The following is a 20,481-nucleotide window of genomic DNA, read 5'->3' as shown; positions in this document are numbered from 1 at the left end:
GCACTTTTGTAATCTCTTTGAACTGCTATTCAGAAAATTATGCCAATGCCGATAAATCGAATAGCTGTTGTCGAGGAGGTGGCATGTCAATCTGGGCGTCCATACAAGAAAAGTTTAATAAGCTCTCCGTTCGTATTATTTCCGGATTCGTGATCGTTTCTGTTGTGGTTGCCATAACAGGCGGTGTCGGCTTGTTGTTTATCAAAAGCTTTGACCGAACGATTGGGTACGTTACCGAAACGACCACGCCGACTGTTACGATTTCAGGCGAATTAAAGAACGCGATGTTTGAAGCGAATGCCATTGTTGGCCAAGCTCTCGCTTCCGACGTCATTGGCGACATTTCTACCTACGAAGAAAACTTTCAAGCGGCGAGCACCTTATTCGGTGAAAGTTATCGTAGCCTTAACAGCCTTATAGACGATACAGAATTGAAACAAACGCTAGAGTCTGCGGTGGCAGCGCGTCAGTCGTTTGAAACCGAGGCCGAGGCGCTTTTCCAATATCATCGTAGTGCACTTGAAAATGCAGCTGAAGTGAGACGAAACAGAACTGAGTTTGACCGAATCGCGGCGTTTCTTATCGGCGAGCTTGGCAATATTTCTTATCAAGCAGAGTCGGTAATTCAAGACACCGAAATGACTTCTGCAGCGGTGAATTTGCAAGCCTTAGTCTTTGAAATTCAGTATTTGGTGCGCGACTACTTGAACCAAGAGCGGGTGATTTTGCTCACGCCTTTGGAAGAAGAGATTACCCAAGTCTTTGAAATTTTCGACTGGCCGATGGAAACGTTACAAGAGTTAGCTGAAGGCGACATGTTACGTTCTGTTGAGGAAGTCGGAAGTTTGCTTGAACAGTGGCAAGAGCAAGCTATGGGTGACAATGCGCTATTTGACTCGTATACCCGCCAATTAGAAAACGAATATGAAGCTTCACTTCGTGCTGAAGCAATGTCGACTGAAATTGAAGCTGTAAATACGGTTCTAGACCAAGTCGAACAAGCGTCTACTGCACTGAACAACGAAGCGGCAGACAATGCTAGTGCGTTAGTTGCACAAGCGATGGTGATTATTGCCGTTGTCGTTATAGGTGGCTTTGCTATCGCTGTGGCACTGGGTATTTGGGTTACCCGAAGTGTGGTGATGCCGCTAGGTGGTGAACCCAAAGAGATGCAGAACATAGCCGAGCAAATTGCAGCAGGTGATTTGCGATTAAACGCCAAAGGCAATGAAACGGGCGTGCTCAGCGCCATGGTTGTCATGGCTGAAAAGCTTCGTGAGTTATTAGCCGACATTTCGTCTGCCAGCCGAACAGTAACTTCTTCTGCTCAAAAAACGAATGAAGTGGCGGAATCTGCGAGTCGCAACGTGCATGAGCAAGAGCTGTCGGTAGAACGAGCGGTTACTGCCATTGACGAAGTTGTCCATACCGTTTCGGGCATTGCAGATGCGGCGTCACGTGCGCTGGAAGCTACTCGCAATGCAGAAACGGAAACACAAAGTGCAGAAAGGGTTTTCCAAGAAACCTCTGAGGCGATTAGTGCGGTTGCCGACGAAGTTAAACGCGCCGGTGACGTGGTGCAGGAAGTGGAAGCGAACAGTAAACAAATCGGGACCATTTTAGAGGTCATTGAGGGTATTGCTGACCAAACTAACTTGCTGGCACTTAATGCGGCGATTGAAGCAGCAAGAGCGGGTGAGCAGGGTAGAGGCTTTGCCGTTGTAGCCGATGAAGTAAGATCATTGGCAAGAAAAACCCAAGATTCGACATTGAATATTCAGAAAATTATCGAAGGGCTACAGAAGGGTACTCAAAGTGCCGTGTCTGTTATGGACAGTAGCCGTAAACGTGTGGAAGCCACGCTCGATAAGTCGGTTGACGCGCGCGGCGCATTGGACACCATTCGTGAAGCCGTTGGCGAGCTTACGGGAATCAATGACCAGGTTGCTACCGCTTCTGAAGAGCTTGCTTCGGTGACCAGTGGCATTAAAGGTAATATCGACGAAATAAGCGCTAGAGGCCAAGAGTCTGCAGAAGGTACTGCGCAAATGACAAGCTCTAGCGCTGAGCTGTCTAAAGTAGCGAAGCGCTTAGAGGAACTTGCAGAGCGTTTTGACGTTTAATTTCGGTTTAACTTCGCTCTGCAACCTCTGAAAGTAACTGCCGGAACCAGCGGTGTCCTTCGTCGTGCTGCAATAACGGACTCCAAATCATTTGCAGGTCGATAGCCGGTATGGCGAATGGCGGCTCTTTTAATACTAAATCGGGTGCGTCTTCATAAAGCTTAGCGGCGCGCTTGGGGAGTGTCGCAATCAATCCTTCACGCGCTAAATGCATCGCAACATGGTAATTACGTGTAAATACCTGAATGCGGCGTGTATGACCAATTTTAGCTAATGCGTTGTCTACCCAACCCAGCTTTTGAACGGCGTCTGGTGTCATACCAATACCTACACCAAAGCCTGTTTTACTTACCCAACAATGTTCAGCTTCCAAGTAATTTTCTAGTGTGTAGTCGTTCAATAGTGGGTGTGACTTGTGAATAAGACACGCGAAGTCGTCTTGCCATAATTGCTTTTGATGAAACGACTGCGGCAAGTCTTCAAAGCGGTTAATCGCAATGTCTACCTTACCGTTTTCAACGTCATGGAAGCTCACGTCACTGGGCGTCATTAAGTCGATAGTTACTTCCGGAGCTTGTTCCCTAAGTGCTTTAAGCAAAGGTGACATAAGTGTCGACGCCGCATAATCTGAAATCATCATGCGGAACACGCGGTCACTTTCACTGGGTTCAAACGCGCGACTTGGCTGTATAATTTCTTCAACCGAGTAAAGTATTTGGCGTACCTGTGGTTTCATGGCCAATGCGCGTTCGGTAGGCACCATGCCTTCACTAGTTCTTACTAAAATGGGGTCGTTCAGCAATGTACGCAAACGTTTTAGACCATTGCTCATTGCCGGTTGAGTGATATTTAGTTGTTCTGCCGCACGGGTCACGTTACGCTCTCTTAATAGAGCGTCGAGGTAAATCAGCAGGTTGAGATCTATCTGACGAAAATGATTCATAGAGTGAATTACCTAATAAGAAAAATATAAATTACATGAATTATATCGGGGCACATGACCCCCACGCAACAGAAAACCCAGAACACATGTCACCGAACAAAATAGCGCGGTCGATTCTGCGTGGTTTTCATCAGCATTCGAATGCTTTCCAGCACGAAACAGCAAGAGCTCGTGATCGCTTTTTGAGCCAAGAATGGACTGGGGCTCTGCAAGCTGCGCGAAATCGTATCGACTTTTATGATCAGCGCGTGACATTAACGGTCGAAAGTTTGCGGGCTAGCCATTCAGTACAAAGTTTAGAAGAAGACTTTTGGAGAAAAGTAAAAAGGTCTTATACCGACTTATTGGTGTTCCACCCTCAGGCTGAATTGGCAGAAACCTTTTATAACTCTGTATTCTGTAAGTTATTTCATCGGCGTTACTACCATAACGAGTTTATTTTTGTAGAAAGCGTCTTGTCTAAACGCATTCCATTGTCGTTAGAAACGGAATACCGCACCTATTTTCCTGTAGCAGAAGGACCTGGTCCCGAAGGGATTAGTGAAACCTTAAGGCAGATTATTTCGGATATGAACCTCGGTGCTCGCTTTGTAGATTTAGACCGGGATATTGAGCTTTTAATGCGTGCATTTGCGCAACAAGCAAGTGTTCGAGCGCTAGCGCCATTTCAGTTTCGGATAGATGTATTGAAGTACCCGTTCTACCGCAATAAGGCAGCTTACGTAGTAGGGCGAATTGTTACCGAAGACGCTCAAATTCCTTTTGTGGTGCCTGTGCTTATTCGCAAGGACGGCAAAGTTTTTATCGATGCGTTGATTACAGACGTAGAGCAAATGCTGATTTTGTTCAGCTTTGCCCGAGCTTACTTCATGGTTCGTACGCGTGCTCCCTCTGCGTTAGTTCGCTTTTTGCAAGGACTCATGCCGCGCAAGCAATTAGCTGAGCTTTATTCTGCAATAGGACTACACAAGCAGGGTAAAACGGAATTTTATCGAGAGTTGTTGCATCACTTCGACTCTTCCGACGACCAACTAGTGCTTGCTCCTGGTATTAAAGGACTAGTTATGGCTGTGTTTACTATGCCTTCTTTTCCTTATGTATTTAAGGTGATTCGAGACGAGTTTGGCCCTACCAAGCCTTTTGGTCGTGACACGGTGTTAAGCCGATACCGTATGGTTAAGCGTCACGACCGGGTAGGGCGTATGGCCGATACCATTGAATACTCAGACGTGGCGTTACCTTTAAACCGTATTTCTGACGACCTTATGCAGGAACTGAAGTCTACTATCGCAAGCTCGATGATGATTGAAGGTGACTATTTGGTGCTAAAACATGTGTACATCGAAAAGCGCCTTACGCCTTTAAATATATATCTGGAATACGCCGACGAGCAGGAAACTCGAACGATTCTGAAAGACTACGGTCGGGCGCTCAAAGATATGCTAGCTGCCAATATTTTTCCGGGTGACATGCTACTGAAAAACTTTGGTGTGACGCGCGGTAAGCGAGTGGTTTTCTATGACTATGACGAGGTGCAGTATCTTACCGATGTGCATTTTCGGTCGTTGCCTAAAAGCGATAACCCACAAGAGCAACTTGCTTCTCAAGACTGGATTTCGGTTGCTCCAGACGACGTTTTTCCCGAGCAAATTACAACATTTGTGTTTCCTAACAAACGTTTAAGAGAGATATTTTTAGAGTTTCATCCAGAACTTGCGGATGCGAGTTATTGGCAGGCGCAGCAAGAAGCCATAAAAAAAGGGATGCTTCCAGATATATTTCCATACCCGCAAAGCATCCGCTTTTTAAATCAGTTCGACTAGAGGCTTATGCCGCTGGTTTGTCGTTGAACTGCTCTTCTTCTGTTGAGCCCTTCAGTGCGGTTACTGAAGACTGACCGCCTTGAATAACGTTGGTCACGTCGTCGAAATAACCTGTTCCCACTTCTTGTTGGTGAGCTACGAACGTGTATCCGCGGTCTGCAGAAGCGAATTCTTCTTGCTGTAGTTTAACGTACGCAGACATATCGTTGCGTGCATAGTCGTATGCAAGGTTGAACATGTGATACCACATGTTGTGAACACCCGCTAAAGTGATGAATTGGAATTTGTAGCCCATTGCTGCAAGCTCGCGTTGGAATTTAGCGATAGTTGCGTCGTCGAGGTTACGCTTCCAGTTAAATGAAGGCGAGCAGTTATACGCAAGTAGCTTACCTGGGTATTTAGCATGAATAGCTTCGGCAAACTTACGAGCTTCTTCAAGGTCTGGTTTCGCGGTTTCACACCAGACGAGATCTGCGTATGGAGCGTACGCTAGACCACGTGAAATAGCTTGGTCGATACCCGCATTTACACGATAGAAACCTTCAGCTGTGCGCTCACCCGTTAAGAATTCTTTGTCGTTCGGATCAACATCGTTGGTCAGCAAGTCGGCTGCGTTAGCGTCGGTACGAGCAACGATAAGCGTGCGTGTACCTGCAACGTCTGCTGCCAAACGTGCTGCAATAAGCTTTTGTACAGCTTCTTGAGTAGGAACAAGTACTTTACCGCCCATGTGACCGCACTTTTTCACTGAAGCGAGTTGGTCTTCGAAGTGAACACCAGCAGCACCTGCTTTAATCATGCCTAACATGAGTTCGTAAGCATTCAATACGCCGCCAAACCCGGCTTCTGCATCTGCAACGATAGGTGCAAAGTAATCTACATAATCTTCGTGGTCTGGACCAATACCTTTACCCCATTGAATTTGGTCTGCACGTGAGAAAGAGTTATTAATACGCTCAACAACTTTTGGTACAGAGTCTACTGGGTAAAGTGATTGGTCTGGGTACATGCTTGCCGCAGAGTTGTTGTCTGCTGCTACCTGCCAGCCAGAAAGGTAAATAGCTTGTAAGCCTGCTTTAACTTGTTGAACTGCTTGACCGCCTGTAAGTGCGCCAAGAGCGTTCACGTAGTCTTTACCGAACTTCTCTTGAGCTTTACCGTTAATGAGCTTCCAAAGCTTTTCAGAACCATTCTTGGCGTGGGTATATTCAACTTGGCGCGAGCCGCGTAAACGAATAACGTCTTCAGCAGAATAAGTGCGTTCGACACCCGTCCAGCGAGCATCTTCAGCCCAGCTTTTCTCTAGTTCTTTTACAGCTTCTTGCATGTGAGTTGGAGTAGTCATGTTGTTGTCCTCGAATTTTATAATGAACAGTTTTATTTAAAGTTGTTGGTAGCCAGGCAAAGTTAAGAATTCGGTTAACTTTTCTGACGTTGTGATTTTGTCCAGTAGCTCGCGGGCTGCGACAAAGTTGCCTGAGTTCCATGCGTTTACGCCTACTTCTTCGCGAACGACGTGGCACTCTTCGTCGAGCATGGTGCGAAATAGGTCAACCGTAACGACTTCACCGGTATCTAGCGTTTTCCCGTGTTTAATCCATTGCCAAATAGAGGTGCGAGAAATCTCGGCGGTGGCGGCGTCTTCCATTAAGCCGTAAATCGGCACGCAACCTTTTCCAGACAACCAGGCGGCGATGTACTGTAGCGCTACGCGGATATTGGTTCGCATTCCGGCTTCTGTGCGCTCACCTTCGCTAGGTTCAAGTAGGTCTTTGGCGGTCACTTCAGGGTCTTGCTCGCGCAGAACGTGTAGCTGGTTCGCTTCGGTACCTAGATACTGCGAGGCAACCCCACGTACAGTTTCTGAAAGACCAGGATGAGCGACCCAGGTGCCGTCGTGCCCGTTAGAAAACTCTAAGTCTTTGTCTGCTTTAACTTTGTCCAGAATTTTCGCGTTCTCTTCGGCATCTTTGCTTGGAATAAATGCCGCCATTCCACCCATTGCTAGGGCACCACGGGTGTGACAGGTTTTAATCAGTAATCTTGAATATGCGTTCAAGAAAGGCTGGTTCATGGTGACTACTTGGCGATCAGGTAATACTCGGTCGGGGTGTGCTTTTAGGGTTTTAATGTAGCTGAAGATGTAGTCCCAACGGCCACAGTTTAAACCTACAATGTGCTCTTTTAAGCTGTGCAGAATTTCATGCATTTGGAACACAGCTGGCAATGTTTCAATAAGAATGGTTGCTCTTAGTGTTCCTGTTGGCACGCCGAAGTACTGTTCACTGAAATGGAATACCTCACTCCACCACGCAGATTCAGTATGGTGTTGAAGCTTTGGTAAGTAGAAGTAGACACCGGTACCGTTTTCTAATCGTTGCTTCAGGTTATGGAACAGGTACAAGCCGAAGTCTACTAACGCGCCTGGAACAGGCTTACCATTATATAAAACATGTTTTTCCGGCAGGTGTAAGCCACGAACTCTTGCAATCAGTAGCGCAGGGTTCGGGTTCAGCTGATAACGCTTGCCTTTCTTTTCGTCGGTAAAGGAAATTGTTCCTGCATTGGCGTCACGAAGGTTAATTTGCCCTTGAATCAGTCCGTCCCAGGTTGGCGACTGGGCGTCTTCAAAGTCAGCCATAAAAACGTCGACGTCTGCATTCAGGGCATTGATGACCATTTTGCGATCGACTGGACCAGTAATTTCTAGATGACGTTTGCTTAAATCGACAGGAATGTCGGCAACCTTCCAGTCTGAGTTGCGTATGTTTGCGGTGTCTGGATCGAAGTCGGGAAGTTCACCTGCGTCGAATTTAGCTTGTTGTTGCTCTCGAGCTTTCAAAAGCTCAGATACTTGCGGTGAGAACTTCTCGAAAAGCTGCGATAAGAACTCACACGCTTCAGTAGAGAAGATTTGCTGATACTCTTCAGTCAGCGGCTGAGAGAAAGTGAGATTGGATTGACTCATATTCTGACCTAATTTGTTATCGTGTTGTAAATGACAAGGTCAGTATGAAACGGATATTTTTATTCATCCAATCTATGGTGATGATTATCGCTATATAAACCATGAATGTTATAGCTACCATTCATTTGATGAATAATTGTTCGCTTGTTATGTGTCTGTGTGCGTAGCGTGTTGCAGGGATATTTTTTTGTTATACAGTGGAAGGTTTTTTAACATTTTTGCGACAACCTGTGGTATTCTCGCGCCGCTTTCGTCAGCCGCCCGGTTGATCCCTTTAGTTTAATACCTGCATTGCCCGTGTTGGCGTAGGTAAGTTGTATTTAAAACATAGGCACGCTCATGAACATTCGAAGCCCATACTGGCTTTTCACGCTCTTGTTTGTTTCTCCCGCAAGTTTTGCTTCTACCTCCTCAATAGACATGACAGGCACTACCATAGGCACCATTTGTATAGCCATATTTGTGCTTGCGTATGCGTTAGTTATGGGGGAAGAGAAGCTTCACATGCGTAAATCTAAACCGGTGCTTGTTGCCGCTGGTGTAATTTGGATCTTAGTGGGTTGGGCTTATACCAGCCAAGGTCATGGTGAGCTGGCGGAAGAAGCGTTTAGGCATAACTTACTCGAATTTTCTGAGCTTATGCTGTTTTTGCTTGTGGCAATGACTTATATCAATGCGATGGAAGAGCGCAGGTTGTTCGACGCATTGCGCGCCTGGATGATTCGTAAAGGCTTCACTTACAAGCAGCTATTCTGGATAACGGGTGGTTTAGCTTTCGTAATTTCGCCTGTTGCAGACAACCTAACAACCGCTTTGTTGATGTGTGCCGTGATTATGAAAGTGGCGGCTGGAGATAAGAAATTTATTAGCTTGTGCTGTGTGAGTATTGTTGTCGCTGCCAACGCGGGTGGAGCATTCAGTCCGTTCGGTGACATCACCACACTAATGGTATGGCAAGCTGGTATTGTTAGCTTCCAAGAGTTCTTTGCGCTGCTGTTGCCTTCTTTGGTTAATTTCCTAGTGCCAGCCGTAGTGATGAGCTTCTTTGTTGAAAACAAGAAACCAAGCTCAGTGACTGAAGACGTAGAGCTAAAGCGTGGAGCGCTGCGCATTACATTCCTCTTTTTGTTAACGATAACTACCGCAGTTCTGTGTCATAGCTTGCTTCATCTTCCTCCAGTGTTGGGCATGATGATGGGCTTAGGCTACTTACAGTTCTTCGGATATTTTTTACGCGTAACTTTACCAGGCTCGCTGGCGCGCAAACGTGCAATGGCTGAACGAGCTGGTGACATGGAGAAAATGAAACGGTTAGGTGGTGTAGTGCCGTTTGACGTGTTTAGCCGTGTTGCGCGAGCAGAGTGGGACACCTTATTGTTTTTCTACGGTATTGTTATGTGTGTTGGTGGTCTTGGCTTTTTAGGCTATTTGAGTCTGATGTCGGAAGTGCTTTATTCACAGTGGAGTCCAACATTTGCGAATACAGCTTTAGGTTTAATATCTGCTGTTATCGATAACATTCCAGTGATGTTTGCCGTACTTTCAATGGCACCTGAAATGTCGCATGGACAATGGTTGCTGATTACCTTAACCGCAGGTACTGGTGGTAGTTTGTTGTCGATAGGTTCAGCAGCTGGTGTTGCTTTAATGGGCCAAGCACGAGGCTATTACACCTTTGCAAGCCACCTAAAATGGGCGCCTGTTATCGCGCTAGGTTATTTTGCGAGTATTGCTGTGCATATTTGGCTAAACCACGGGCTTTTTGCACTGCATGGCTAACAAAATGGGGTCAGGGGTTAATTACCCCTGGCCCCATTTTGTGCCTGGTGCCCTGAGGCCGACAAAGTACAGGGAAGTAATTGAGACTTAGTGTTAAAGACCTTTTATATACCTTACGTTAAAATATTGTGAACAAAATTCTTCTCCTGTAATATGCTCCGCTCTAAAAATAAAAAGCTCTAATTTAAAGGAGCAGTCCGGAGTATAGAATGAAGAAAATTTACCTTACCCTTTTACTTTGTATTCTGATTAGCGGTTGCCGAAGTACTATTCCTATCGAAAGAGATTCCTCTACAGGGTATTTCCCTACAATCCGAGACCACAATATCGCAAAGCAAGAAGATGTTGAGCTAGATAGATACAAGAAGCTTGTATTGGTTCCGGACATGTTTATCAAAGAAATGCTCCTTAACGTGAATTACTTTGAGAATGTCATAACGTATGAAGAACTAGAACTGTTTGTGATGGATCAAGGATTAAGTAACAAAATCCCAAGCCCTCACGAAATGATCGGACTTATTAACCTTTACAATCACTACGGTCCGTTTTTGATTATGTCCAGAGAGGGTGGCTTGCTGGATGGCTATTTGCATGTGGGTTTAACTCTGATGGATGTTAAGCAGGAAGAAATTCTTTTCCGATCGTTGAAGCGCTCGCCAGACGTTCGTGGGGATATTGATTATCAGTGGGCCCCAGTTTTCAATGCTTTCATAGATTACGCTGAGAGTTACTCTGCGAGTTATAGCAGAATGGACTCATTACAGGTTGAGGAAGGCGTAGATGTTGATTAAGTTCGTTGGGATGGGGGTGCTGTCTTTAGCACTCTTTACCGGTTGCGCCATCACCACCTTTAAAGTTGGCGAACGAAATACTCAAACTGGATATTTCGAGTCTCGTGGCGAGGCAACCATATTAATTAGTGCTCCAGCGGATCTTGATCAACTTCGGTCATTAGTAGTAGTTAAAAACTTGGAACTGTTACGTAGCCAAACATTAAATATAAATTATTTTGATGAAGTAATGACGATCGGAGAATTAGAACAAGAAATTATTAGAAATGGGCTTGCTGAGCAAGTTCCATCTGTGCGACGAGCCAATGGATTAGCTGCTGCAGCAAATTATTATCGGGAGTTTCTCGTTTTGGATCTTGTCCTCAAACGCTATGAAGGTGCAGAACACAACTCAATGCAAATATCTTTATTTGACCCGATGACAACTGAGTATTTGTTTGCTGCTAAGACAGATATAGTCTACGGACTAGTTGACCAAGCTCATATTTATCCGCTGTATAATGCGCTTATAGATTATATCGAAGACAACTCGAAAGATTACAACCGCTTTCAAGCACTTTACGCTTACTAGGTAGTGTGGTGTTCAGTTAAACGGAAATAATAATAAATTCAAGGAACTATTTTATGATGAAAACATTATTCGGCTTTATTGCTTTTTTCGCAATTGTTTCTATGACTGGCTGCGAAACTTATTATGTGTTGGGAGAAAGGGACGTAGAAACTGGCTATCTAAAAATTAGTCGAAATGCCAGTGTAGAAATTGTCGAGAATACCCCAGTCGATTTAGATAGGTATAAATCCTTACTTGTCATTAAAAACTCTGACTTAGTTCGTTCTCAAGTAGAGAATCTGAATTATTTTGAAGAAATTATGAATATGTCGGAGTTAGAAGATGAAATTATTGATAATGAGCTAACAGATAAGGTTCCTTCGTTAAATCAAGCTATAGGGCTCACTAATGCATCAAATCATTATCGAGAGTTCTTGGTATTAGAATTTAAAGTAATTCGATTTGACCAGTCACATAGAGTCGATACGGAATTGTCTCTATACGACCCTGCTACAGCTCAATATTTGTTTTTAGCGAAAACTACCGTGAATGTTTCCTTTAATGACCAGCAAAATGTCTACCCTCTGTATAATAAGCTAATCGATTATATTGAAGATAACTCGCAAACTTATGACCGTTTTGAGAGTCTTGACGCAGAGTAGATTGGAACTTATTGGAGTAGTCCGTAGCTTGCTTGAACAATCGTGTAAGTGGACTGCATTTGGACGTTAGATTCATAAAAGAAGCCGCTCTTTGAGCGGCTTTTTTGTATGGTGCTTGGGAACGTCCATGTGGGCTTGGTCCGGTTCGGCATCCATGCCTCACGTTCAAACCTGAACGAGCAGTGCTCGTTCCGAGCGGTTTGAACCCCGGCACTTTTGTCGAACCATATCGGTGGTTCTCATCAGAACTCCAGACCCATAAAACAAAAAAGCCGCTCTAAGAGCGGCCTTTTTGTTTTATATGGTGCCCGGAGGCGGAATCGAACCACCGACACGAGGATTTTCAATCCTCTGCTCTACCGACTGAGCTATCCGGGCGTGCGTGCAATTAAACGTTTTCAGAGGGCGAAAGTCAAACGGTTTTTAGCCTTTTGCCACTGATTGGTTAGGAATTGCTCGTTTTTGCATGTTTTCTCTATTTTTCGTGGCGTAAATAAGTTGTTCCGGCTAAGCAACGCTCGTAGAAATCGGTCCAGCGTACACCTTCTCTTGGTGGTAGCTGTCCCTTTCTGATTTCACGATCAATCGCCTTTTTAACAACTTTAGCCATGTAATCAGTGTTGTATTGCATGGTTTCTAGCACTTTTTCAGCCGAATGACCCGGAACTACTTCTTCAATGTAGAAATCGCCTGCTTCGTCGTCGTGACTAAAGATATGCACTTCAGTGAGTCGACCAAACAGATTGTGCATGTCACCCATCACATCTTGGTACGCGCCGGTAAGGAACATTCCGATAGGGTAAGACTCTCCCTTACGCAGCTTATGCATCGGAATGTTTTCTCTGATCTGGTTGCTGTCCATGTACTTGCTAATTTTACCGTCACTGTCGCAGGTAATATCTACAATCGAGGCGCGTACTTCTGGTTTTTCGTTTAGTCGTGTTAACGGAATAATAGGCAGTAGCTGGCCAATAGCCCAGGTGTCTGCAGCAGATTGGAAAATAGAGAAGTTCGCTAAATATTGGCTTGCTAAACTGTCTTCTAAACTGTCTAGCTCTTGAATTTGACGAGTTTCGTCGTCGAGGTGCGACTGTATGTCACTCAAAATTTGCCAGTACATGGTGTCTAGCTTTGCCATTTCAACAACGCCTAGAATACCTAGCTTGAATGCTTCATAAGCACTCTGCTTGTAGGCCGCTGCGTCGTTGTAGCGTTCCTGCGGGTGAACTTCGTTGGCATTCACTAATTCGCGCATATTGGTGACAAGCACATGCTCGCCTTCGGTGGCGCTAATGTCGAACTTTGTGCCTGTTAATGAGATTTCACCCACTACGTCGGTAACCACCAAGCTGTGGTGTGCGGTAATGGCGCGGCCACTCTCGCTAACTAAATTCGGATGAGGTACTTTTTCCAAGTCGCAAATTTGCTTCACCCCATAAACTACGTCGGCAACATATTCGTCTGTCGAATAGTTACGCGACGAGTCGGTTGTGGTGCTAGAGCCGTCGTAATCGATACCTAAGCCACCACCAATGTCTAAATACTCTAGTGGTACACCCATTTGTATAAGCTTGGCATAAAGGCGCGCGCCCTCGGTTACGGCTTCTTTTATTTTACGAATGTCAGACAACTGGCTACCAATGTGGAAGTGCAGAAGCTTCACACATTCGGACATGTCGTGCTCTTTCAGGTACTCAACTGCATTGACGATTTCTGCAATGCTTAACCCGAATTTAGCGCGGTCGCCTGATGACGTAGACCACTTACCTGTACTACGCACCATCATTTTTGAGCGCAAACCAATAAGAGGCTGTACTTTGTATTTTTTAGCTAGGCGAACCAACATCTGTAAGTCTGAAAACTTCTCAACAACCACAATCATTTTGCGACCTAGTTGGCGGCCAAGTAGCGCCATAGTGAGATAGTCTTCGTCTTTGTATCCGTTAAGAATAGTTAGCGCATTCGGGTTGTCGTTATACGCCATAACGGCCATGAGCTCCGGCTTTGAGCCTGCTTCTAAGCCGTAGTTATATTGCTCACCTGCGTCGAGAATCTCTTCTACAACTTCGCGCATTTGGTTTACTTTGATTGGGTAAACCCCCACATATTGGCCGTTGTAGTCAGCGGCACTAATGGTTTCACGAAACGTTGTGTTAAGAATTTCAACTTGAGATCGAAGAATGTCGTGGAAACGAATAACCGCTGGGAATTGAATACCTTCGGCTTTCATTTCTTCAAGAACTTCTGCCATGTCAATCGACACGTTAGGGTTTTTATGATCAGGTGAAATTTTTATACTGCCTTGTTCACCAATATGAAAGTATCCGCCGCCCCAGCGATTTACGCCGTATATTTCTTCTGAGTCTTCAATTGACCATGTGTTGTCGGTCATTTACGACCTCCTTCGAGCACCAAAATTAGTTCTCTCACAACTTTCGCTGCGAATACGTCTGAGTTACCTGTAGGGTCTATTTCGGGTGAAAGTTCTACCACGTCTACGCCCACGAAGTTTTTCTGTTTTAACAGCTTAATTAGGCTAACAAACGAATGAAAGTCTTCTCCACCTGGCTCTGGTGTTCCTGTGCCGGGAAAGAACGACGGGTCGAAATAGTCTAGGTCTAACGTTAAATAAATAGGACGGTCATCTGGAATGGCCGCAATACTCTCTAAGAACTCTTGACGTGACGTGCGGATGGTTTTGTTTTCACGCATCCATTGATATTCGTCTTTAGTACCTGAACGTATACCGTACTGAATTAACTCATGACCTGGGCCGAAGTGGTCTAATGCTCGACGAATAATAGAGGCGTGCGAGTAGTGGTAACCGGTAAAACCGTCTCGCAAGTCCGCATGGGCGTCCAGGTGAACCAAAACTAAGTCTGGGTATTGGTTCAAATGTTTTACGATAGGCGCATAAGAAATAGAGTGTTCACCACCAAGAGTGACCACTTTAATGCCCGAACTTTGCAGATCAATGGGATCAAAGACCTTATTAAAGTCGTTTGTGGCACTTTTCCACTGAGCTTCCACGTCGGTACTGTCGCCGAGTTGGAGGTTACCGAGGTCATAAAACGTGTAGTCTTCGAGGTCGTCGTTGAGGTACGGAGAAAACGACTCAATATCTTCGGAAACTGCACGAAGACCATTTGGCCCGTAACGGGTTCCTTTACGGAAGCATGCGGTTCCGTCGAAACCAAAGCCAATAATATATGTTGTATTTGACTGTAACTCGGTGGCCAAGTCAGCGCCAAAATAGGCGCGAACAGGCTCGTCGAGCGTTACAGGAACTGGATATGTGTCAGCCAAATTTATCCACCTCTATATTCACTAAAAGCCATAGCATTTAGGCTATGGTACGCACTACAAAAAAGGGGCGACATTATGAGGTTTTGTTTGCCTCTTTTGAAGCAATATTTACACCCTGTAAACTCAATTGTAGGTCAACTAATCGCTGGTCTAAAGGTTTGTCCCGTTCGAAAGTTAAATTCAACGGCACCTCCACTACGTGCTCGTTTTCTAGACCGATCATTACGTTGTGGCTACCTAATAGCATGGCGTTAACCGCCGCGTTCCCGAGTTGCATTGCGAGTATGCGGTCTTGCGCATTGGGTCGGCCACCTCGTTGTATATGTCCTAATGGGCAAGCATGGCAGGTTACACCAGTCGACTTCCCTAAGTTCTCGGCTAACCCATGAACGCCGCCGGGCCACAGATTTTCTGAAAGCACCACAATATAACTACTGTCTGGGAAGGCAGTGCGTGCTTGAATAATATTGTCAGCAAGTTCTGAGAGGTTCGGCTGAGGTTCCATTTCAGGTACAATCATAGCTTCTGCAGCACTTGCTATAGCTGCATGCAAACCGATAAAGCCTGCGTGGCGGCCCATAACTTCAATAATAAATACGCGCGCCATAGCTTCAGCGGTTTCCCGCACTTTATCAATGGCTTCCATTGCAGTGTCTACTGCGGTAGAGAATCCGATTGTGGTGTCGGTTCCTGCTAAGTCATTGTCTATGGTTCCTGGCAAGCCAATAATTTTGCCGTCCCAAAATTTCTCTAAATGGTAAGCGCCGCGGAACGAGCCGTCTCCGCCAATAACAATTAAGCCGTCAACATTGTGCTTAGTGAGGTTTTTCGCTGCTGCTTTAGCTACGTCGTCTTCACGGAACTCCGGATAGCGAGCACTTTTAAGGAATGTTCCACCGCGCTGACTGACTAATCGCATGTCGTCTGGATGTAGTGGCTGAACAAAGTCTTCGACGATGCCTCGATAGCCATGTCGAAACCCCACAACCTCGATGCCGTCTTGCCATGCTGTGTTCACAATTGCGCGGATACACGCGTTCATGCCGGGAGAATCCCCGCCACTTGTGATGACACCGATTTTCTTCAATGATTTGTCCTTTTTCATCCGCTGACCACTAGCTAAATTCAAGTTACACTAAAGAAACCATAGTAGCGCATAACCGGGGTGAAAATGAATAACGAAGGCGTTTCTATTTCCTATGAAACCTTAAGACGCTGGGCGGTTTCTTGTTTCGAAAAAGCAGGTGCTAAGTCTGAACAAGCAAATGTCATGGCAGAAAGTTTGATTCAGGCCGACTTACTTGGCTTTTCAACACACGGGCTTCGCAGGTTGCCATACAATGTAAAGCGCCTTGTTAAAATAGAAGCTGACTCGAACGCAGAAGTTGAGATTGTTAAACGTCGAGCAGCAGTGGAAACGTGGGACGCCCACACTCTCCCTGGTATTTACATTGCTCCACTCGCTGTAAAAAGAGCATGTGAAATGGCAAAAGAAGCGGGAACGGGAACGATAGTGGTTCGTAAAGCCGATCATGTTGCGTGCTTAGCCTCATATCTTGAGCAAGCAACCAGCCAAGGCTTAGTGGTTTCTATGATAGCTTCCACGCCAGCGCAAGCTAGCGTTGCGCCTTTCGGTGGAAAGTCGCGTGTATTTTCACCCAACCCTTACGCACTTGGGGTACCTACTTCTAGCGTTCCGCTATGGGTAGACATGAGCTTCTCAATTACTGCAGCAGGAAAGGTGAACCAAGCGAACGACCGCGGCGAATTACTTCCTTTCCAAGCATTGGTAGACGCATATGGAGAGGTGTCGAACCGCCCGGAAACATATTTAAAAGAGGGTGGGGCGTTGATGCCTATTGGCGGTGCTGAACATGGTTATAAGGGCTATGCGCTATGTTTGATGTCTGAAATTTGGACCATGGCGTTGAGTAATTACGGGCGAATGGACGGTGTGAGTGACGGGGAACGGAACTCACTGTTCGTACAGGTTATGGACCCTTCTGCATTCGGCGAGTTAGCCCAGTTTAAACGCGTAACAGACGACTTGTTGCAAAGATGCCGAGATAGCTTGCCCATAGTGGAACGCGAGCCTGTTCGGATTCCTGGAGAGCGTGCGTATGCTTTGCGGAAGAAGCAGTTACAAGAGGGCGTTAAGCTCGACAGTATTATATGGTCGAAATTAGTAAGTTGCAGTGAGCGGTTGGGAATTCAACCGCCCAGTGTCTAGGGTTTAAGGCTGCAGCCGTTGTTTAAACCACGCACCTTTACTGTTGCGAAGATATTCCACGCGGTCATGCAGCCGGGCCGCGCCGCCTTGCCAAAACTCGTAACGTGTCGGCTCTACTCTAAAACCACCCCAATACTCAGGTCTAGGCACGGTCTCTTCATTCTGAAAACGTGCTTCGGCACTTTGAAAGGCCGACTCAAGTGCTTCTCGGTTGGCAATAGGTTCGGACTGGTGAGAAGCCCATGCACCAAGCTGGCTCGCACGTGGACGAGACGCGAAATAGCGATCATTTTCTTCGTCGCTAAGTGGCCTCGCTATGCCTTCAATAGCTATTTGACGTTCTGCATGTAGCCATGAAAAGTGCAAACTACAGCGGGGCTGAGTGAGCAATGCCTGAGCCTTTCTGCTTTGATAGTTGGTAAAGAATACATAACCTTCGGGGGTTGAGCCTTTGAGTAGAACTACGCGCTGGGAAATACCCGACTCCTCCTCGTATGATGCTACGACCATGGCCGTTGGGTCTGTTAGGGAGTCATCGTTAAGTACGTCGTTAAACCACTGCAAAAATTGCTCATGAGGCATTTCATGTGCGGTTTGTTCGTTGAATGTTCCCCGAGTGTAGTCGCGGCGAATATCTTCGATACCCATGGTTAGTTGTCCTTTACTACTTCTGCATGCTCAAAGGCAATGGCGGTATTATTCATAAACATATTCAGCAGCTTTCTGTCGGTTTCGTTTAGGTCGTTAATGCCGCGAATATAAAGCAGATAGAAATGTTTAGAAGACGTTTTGTAAACGCCATAGTAAGTATTTCCAACAACCTCGAAGCTTACAGTTGCTTTGTCATTGATAAGTTTAGTAATGATTTCTCGGTCGAGTGAATGGTTAACAGACTGCCCAATTTCATTCTTGAAATCGCCAGTAGCGGCAATGATATGCATAGGGTGTTGTTCGTCACCACTCGCGGTAAAGCCGTCGACTCGGTAATACGCGGCAGAATAAGAGCGTGTGAGTAGGGCTACAAGTTGCTCCAGAATGCCTTGACTTAACTGGCTCATCGACTTGGCACTGAATATTTCTGCTGAAGCCTCAATAATGCGTTCTAAACCTTGCTTATACTTCTCGATAGCTTGTAGATCTCGAAATGCACGCAAGCTTGAATACATCAAGGTCATCAGTTTCCGATAAGTAAGCTCTGTTTTCTCTTTATAGTCGTCTATTTCGTATTTTGAGATGACTTCTTCTTCCGGCGCTTGGCCTGGTTGCCCGGTGCGAAGCACAATACGAATCATACTGTTTTTGAGAACTTCGCGTGTCCACTTCACAAGATCCAAGCCTGCATGGTCGTCTTCCATGACTACGTCGAGTAGCATTAATGCAAAGTCGTTTCGTGACTCAAGTAATGCTCTTGCTTCTTTGCCAGAGTATACCGATGTAAAAGATAAGGGGCGATCATCGAGTTTAAACTCACTTAAAGCCATTTTTGTAATGACATGTATTTCTTCGTCGTCATCCACGATTAAGATATGAAATGGTTCGATGTCTCCAACGCTCTCAACTTGCTCGGGCTCGTCAGCAAACATAAATGAGTCGGTCATGCTAAGTCCTTGTCTTAGTTCTAATGCTGCTTCTTGTATTGACGTTCACCAGCAACATACGTGGCAAGCACATCAATTTTCCAAAGGTGTTCAGGCGCAATGGTAAAAGGGTCTTTATTAATGACAATGAAGTCAGCCCATTTTCCTGGTTCTAGTGAACCTGTATCGTCATCGAAATGTCCCGCAAAAGCAGCGTCTATGGTAAATGAGCGAATCGCTTCTTCAACGCTCATACGCTGCTCCGGGTGCCAACCTTCTACCGGTTGGTTATCTCGATCTTGCCGAGTTACTGCTGCATGAATGCCGTAAAAAGGATTCGCAAGCTCAACTGGAAAGTCAGAACCTGCAGCAATAATAGAACCTTGATCTAAAAATGTGCGCCATGCATAAGCTCCTGCTATACGCTCGGTGCCTACTCTGTCCTCAGCCATGTTCATGTCGCTGGTGGCATGGGTGGGTTGCATGGAAGGAATAATACCCAGTGTTTTGAATCGAGGAATGTCTTCTACTTGCACGATTTGAGCATGCTCAATACGGTGACGCATTTCTGCAAGCGGTGCTTCATGTTCCTGCTCAAGCTGAGCAAATGTGTCGAGTGCTAAACGATTTGAATAGTCACCAATGGCATGATAGTTCACTTGAAAGCCTGCATTGTGAATCGTGCTGAATAGCTGGTAAACCCGCTCTTCTGGCGTGACAAGTAGGCCTGAATTGTCAGGGTCGTCACTATACGGATGAATAAGTGCCGCTCCTCGGCTGCCTAATGCTCCGTCTCCGTAGAGTTTTACACTGTTAATTTGCAAACGGTCGAATTCGTCTCTTGAGGTACCTTGCTCGAGTAACGCTTCGAGGTTAGGACTATTGCCTGCAATCATAGCGTGAACTCGAATAGGTAATGCTCCTTCACTTAGCAGTTGCTGGTAAATATTCAAGTGACGGGCGTCGGCTCCTGCGTCATGAACCTGAGTGATTCCTAACGATAAAAGCTGGTCGAAAGCCGCGTGATAATTACTACGAATACTTTGTTCAGATGCTCCTGGGATGTGCTGAGTGAGCAGTTCCATGGCGGTGTCGATAAGAATGCCGGTAGGGTTGCCGTTTTCGTCTTTTACAATCTCGCCACCGTCTGGCGATTGAGTTTCTGCCGTGATGCCAGCTAGTTCTAGTGCGGCTGAATTCGCCCATCCTGCGTGCCCGTCAATGCGAGTTAACCACACAGGACGGTCGCTAATCACGTTGTCTATGTCTTGGCGATTGGGAAAAGCGTTCTCTGGCCAAAGCACTTGGTTCCAGCCTCTACCGATAATCCAGTCCAGGTCGAGGTTTTGGTCGGCATAGTTTGCGACCTGAGCAACCGAAGAGGCTTTACTGTTAATACCTCGCAAATCTACCTCATTGAGGTTTTGGCCGAGTCCTTGAATGTGTCCATGCGCGTCAATGATGCCAGGTAAAACAGTTTTGCCATGAAAATCTATTTCTCGGTTTGCTTCGACAAGCTGTCTTAAGCCATGGTCGCCAGTCGCTACAATTCTGCCGTCGGTGACTACCATAGTGGTAAAGCGTGTTAGTTGAGCTTCTTCCCCAATGCCCTGCGTAAAGCTATAACCGTTCATGTTGTAATAGGTTACCGTTTCGGCGGTGCTACTGAATGAAGTGGCTGCGAATAGAAATCCGACAAAGGTTATGATTACACTTAAAGGTCTCATTG

The 20,481-nt window shown here is 45.9% G+C and carries 16 protein-coding genes and 1 tRNA gene; 7 read left to right on the top strand and 10 right to left on the bottom strand.

Annotated elements, in window-relative coordinates; genetic code table 11:
* The first annotated feature begins 83 nt into the window (after window positions 1-83).
* Window positions 84-2,123: a methyl-accepting chemotaxis protein gene (locus EYQ95_RS11210; protein ID WP_111916048.1), complete on the top strand. Its 2,040-nt coding sequence runs from the start codon at window positions 84-86 to the stop codon at window positions 2,121-2,123.
* Between the two features lie 7 nt (window positions 2,124-2,130).
* Here the strand turns inward: EYQ95_RS11210 and EYQ95_RS11205 are convergent, their stop codons facing one another.
* Window positions 2,131-3,066 carry a LysR family transcriptional regulator gene (locus EYQ95_RS11205; RefSeq protein ID WP_111916047.1) on the bottom strand — a complete coding sequence of 312 codons (936 nt, stop codon included), beginning with the start codon at window positions 3,064-3,066 and terminating at the stop codon, window positions 2,131-2,133.
* Window positions 3,067-3,152: 86 nt separating this feature from the next.
* On the opposite strand from EYQ95_RS11205, the gene aceK reads away from it, so the two are divergent.
* Complete coding sequence (gene aceK / locus EYQ95_RS11200) at window positions 3,153-4,889, top strand: bifunctional isocitrate dehydrogenase kinase/phosphatase (RefSeq protein WP_111916237.1); 1,737 nt, start codon at window positions 3,153-3,155, stop codon at window positions 4,887-4,889.
* Between the two features lie 4 nt (window positions 4,890-4,893).
* On the opposite strand, the gene aceA is transcribed toward aceK, so the two are convergent.
* Both aceA and aceB read right to left on the bottom strand, forming a co-directional pair.
* A complete protein-coding gene (gene aceA / locus EYQ95_RS11195; protein ID WP_111916236.1) occupies window positions 4,894-6,216 on the bottom strand; it encodes an isocitrate lyase in 1,323 nt (440 codons plus the stop codon).
* Window positions 6,217-6,270: 54 nt separating this feature from the next.
* The gene (gene aceB / locus EYQ95_RS11190; RefSeq protein WP_111916046.1) at window positions 6,271-7,857 is read right to left on the bottom strand and encodes a malate synthase A; all 1,587 of its coding nucleotides are present in this window, start codon (window positions 7,855-7,857) and stop codon (window positions 6,271-6,273) included.
* 339 nt (window positions 7,858-8,196) lie between these two features.
* Here aceB and nhaD point away from each other — a divergent pair, with 339 nt between their 5' ends.
* The 4 genes from nhaD (at window position 8,197) to EYQ95_RS11170 (ending at window position 11,639) form a co-directional block, all read left to right on the top strand.
* On the top strand, window positions 8,197-9,636 hold the full coding sequence (nhaD, locus tag EYQ95_RS11185; protein ID WP_111916045.1) for a sodium:proton antiporter NhaD: 1,440 nt from the start codon (window positions 8,197-8,199) through the stop codon (window positions 9,634-9,636).
* A 209-nt stretch (window positions 9,637-9,845) separates the two neighbouring features.
* Window positions 9,846-10,427, top strand: a complete 582-nt coding sequence (locus EYQ95_RS11180) for a hypothetical protein (RefSeq protein WP_111916044.1) — start codon at window positions 9,846-9,848, stop codon at window positions 10,425-10,427.
* Window positions 10,417-10,998, top strand: coding sequence for a hypothetical protein (locus EYQ95_RS11175; protein WP_111916043.1), 582 nt, complete (start codon window positions 10,417-10,419; stop codon window positions 10,996-10,998). The genes EYQ95_RS11180 and EYQ95_RS11175 overlap by 11 nt, the downstream gene beginning before the upstream one ends.
* 53 nt (window positions 10,999-11,051) lie before the next feature.
* Entirely contained in the window at window positions 11,052-11,639 is a 588-nt protein-coding gene (locus EYQ95_RS11170; protein WP_111916042.1) for a hypothetical protein, read from the top strand.
* A 302-nt stretch (window positions 11,640-11,941) separates the two neighbouring features.
* On the opposite strand, the gene EYQ95_RS11165 is transcribed toward EYQ95_RS11170, so the two are convergent.
* The 4 genes from EYQ95_RS11165 to EYQ95_RS11150 all read right to left on the bottom strand — a co-directional run bounded on the left by EYQ95_RS11165 (window position 11,942) and on the right by EYQ95_RS11150 (window position 16,050).
* Window positions 11,942-12,017, bottom strand: a tRNA-Phe gene (locus EYQ95_RS11165).
* 97 nt (window positions 12,018-12,114) lie between these two features.
* Window positions 12,115-14,031, bottom strand: coding sequence for a biosynthetic arginine decarboxylase (speA, locus tag EYQ95_RS11160; RefSeq protein ID WP_111916041.1), 1,917 nt, complete (start codon window positions 14,029-14,031; stop codon window positions 12,115-12,117).
* Window positions 14,028-14,945, bottom strand: coding sequence for an agmatinase (gene speB, locus EYQ95_RS11155; RefSeq protein ID WP_111916040.1), 918 nt, complete (start codon window positions 14,943-14,945; stop codon window positions 14,028-14,030). Before speB ends, speA begins: the two co-directional genes overlap by 4 nt.
* A 73-nt stretch (window positions 14,946-15,018) precedes the next feature.
* A complete protein-coding gene (locus EYQ95_RS11150; RefSeq protein ID WP_111916039.1) occupies window positions 15,019-16,050 on the bottom strand; it encodes an ATP-dependent 6-phosphofructokinase in 1,032 nt (343 codons plus the stop codon).
* 66 nt (window positions 16,051-16,116) lie between these two features.
* Here EYQ95_RS11150 and EYQ95_RS11145 point away from each other — a divergent pair, with 66 nt between their 5' ends.
* Window positions 16,117-17,175, top strand: a complete 1,059-nt coding sequence (locus EYQ95_RS11145; RefSeq protein ID WP_111916038.1) for an Ldh family oxidoreductase — start codon at window positions 16,117-16,119, stop codon at window positions 17,173-17,175.
* Window positions 17,176-17,178: 3 nt separating this feature from the next.
* Here EYQ95_RS11145 and pdxH read toward each other — a convergent pair whose 3' ends face one another.
* From pdxH to EYQ95_RS11130, 3 genes are read right to left on the bottom strand one after another with little or no spacing between them, the layout of a single operon-like run.
* The gene (gene pdxH, locus EYQ95_RS11140; protein ID WP_111916037.1) at window positions 17,179-17,823 is read right to left on the bottom strand and encodes a pyridoxamine 5'-phosphate oxidase; all 645 of its coding nucleotides are present in this window, start codon (window positions 17,821-17,823) and stop codon (window positions 17,179-17,181) included.
* Window positions 17,824-17,825: 2 nt separating this feature from the next.
* Entirely contained in the window at window positions 17,826-18,773 is a 948-nt protein-coding gene (locus tag EYQ95_RS11135) for a DUF3369 domain-containing protein (protein WP_111916036.1), read from the bottom strand.
* A gap of 20 nt (window positions 18,774-18,793) precedes the next feature.
* Window positions 18,794-20,479: an amidohydrolase gene (locus EYQ95_RS11130; RefSeq protein WP_111916035.1), complete on the bottom strand. Its 1,686-nt coding sequence runs from the start codon at window positions 20,477-20,479 to the stop codon at window positions 18,794-18,796.
* Window positions 20,480-20,481 lie beyond the last annotated feature (2 nt).

The organism is Lysobacter sp. N42, from assembly GCF_004344885.1.
The sequence above is the reverse complement of the archived record's forward strand: the minus strand, read 5'-3'. Positions and strand labels throughout refer to the sequence as shown.

What these genes read in the sequence shown, in the direction of transcription:
- EYQ95_RS11210 (WP_111916048.1), top strand. Translation starts at nt 84, where the DNA reads ATGTCAATCTGGGCGTCCATACAAGAAAAGTTTAATAAGCTCTCCGTT.
- EYQ95_RS11205 (WP_111916047.1), bottom strand. Translation starts at nt 3,066, where the DNA reads ATGAATCATTTTCGTCAGATAGATCTCAACCTGCTGATTTACCTCGAC.
- aceK (WP_111916237.1), top strand. Translation starts at nt 3,153, where the DNA reads ATGTCACCGAACAAAATAGCGCGGTCGATTCTGCGTGGTTTTCATCAG.
- aceA (WP_111916236.1), bottom strand. Translation starts at nt 6,216, where the DNA reads ATGCAAGAAGCTGTAAAAGAACTAGAGAAAAGCTGGGCTGAAGATGCT.
- aceB (WP_111916046.1), bottom strand. Translation starts at nt 7,857, where the DNA reads ATGAGTCAATCCAATCTCACTTTCTCTCAGCCGCTGACTGAAGAGTAT.
- nhaD (WP_111916045.1), top strand. Translation starts at nt 8,197, where the DNA reads ATGAACATTCGAAGCCCATACTGGCTTTTCACGCTCTTGTTTGTTTCT.
- EYQ95_RS11180 (WP_111916044.1), top strand. Translation starts at nt 9,846, where the DNA reads ATGAAGAAAATTTACCTTACCCTTTTACTTTGTATTCTGATTAGCGGT.
- EYQ95_RS11175 (WP_111916043.1), top strand. Translation starts at nt 10,417, where the DNA reads ATGTTGATTAAGTTCGTTGGGATGGGGGTGCTGTCTTTAGCACTCTTT.
- EYQ95_RS11170 (WP_111916042.1), top strand. Translation starts at nt 11,052, where the DNA reads ATGATGAAAACATTATTCGGCTTTATTGCTTTTTTCGCAATTGTTTCT.
- speA (WP_111916041.1), bottom strand. Translation starts at nt 14,031, where the DNA reads ATGACCGACAACACATGGTCAATTGAAGACTCAGAAGAAATATACGGC.
- EYQ95_RS11150 (WP_111916039.1), bottom strand. Translation starts at nt 16,050, where the DNA reads ATGAAAAAGGACAAATCATTGAAGAAAATCGGTGTCATCACAAGTGGC.
- EYQ95_RS11145 (WP_111916038.1), top strand. Translation starts at nt 16,117, where the DNA reads ATGAATAACGAAGGCGTTTCTATTTCCTATGAAACCTTAAGACGCTGG.
- pdxH (WP_111916037.1), bottom strand. Translation starts at nt 17,823, where the DNA reads ATGGGTATCGAAGATATTCGCCGCGACTACACTCGGGGAACATTCAAC.
- EYQ95_RS11135 (WP_111916036.1), bottom strand. Translation starts at nt 18,773, where the DNA reads ATGACCGACTCATTTATGTTTGCTGACGAGCCCGAGCAAGTTGAGAGC.
- EYQ95_RS11130 (WP_111916035.1), bottom strand. Translation starts at nt 20,479, where the DNA reads ATGAGACCTTTAAGTGTAATCATAACCTTTGTCGGATTTCTATTCGCA.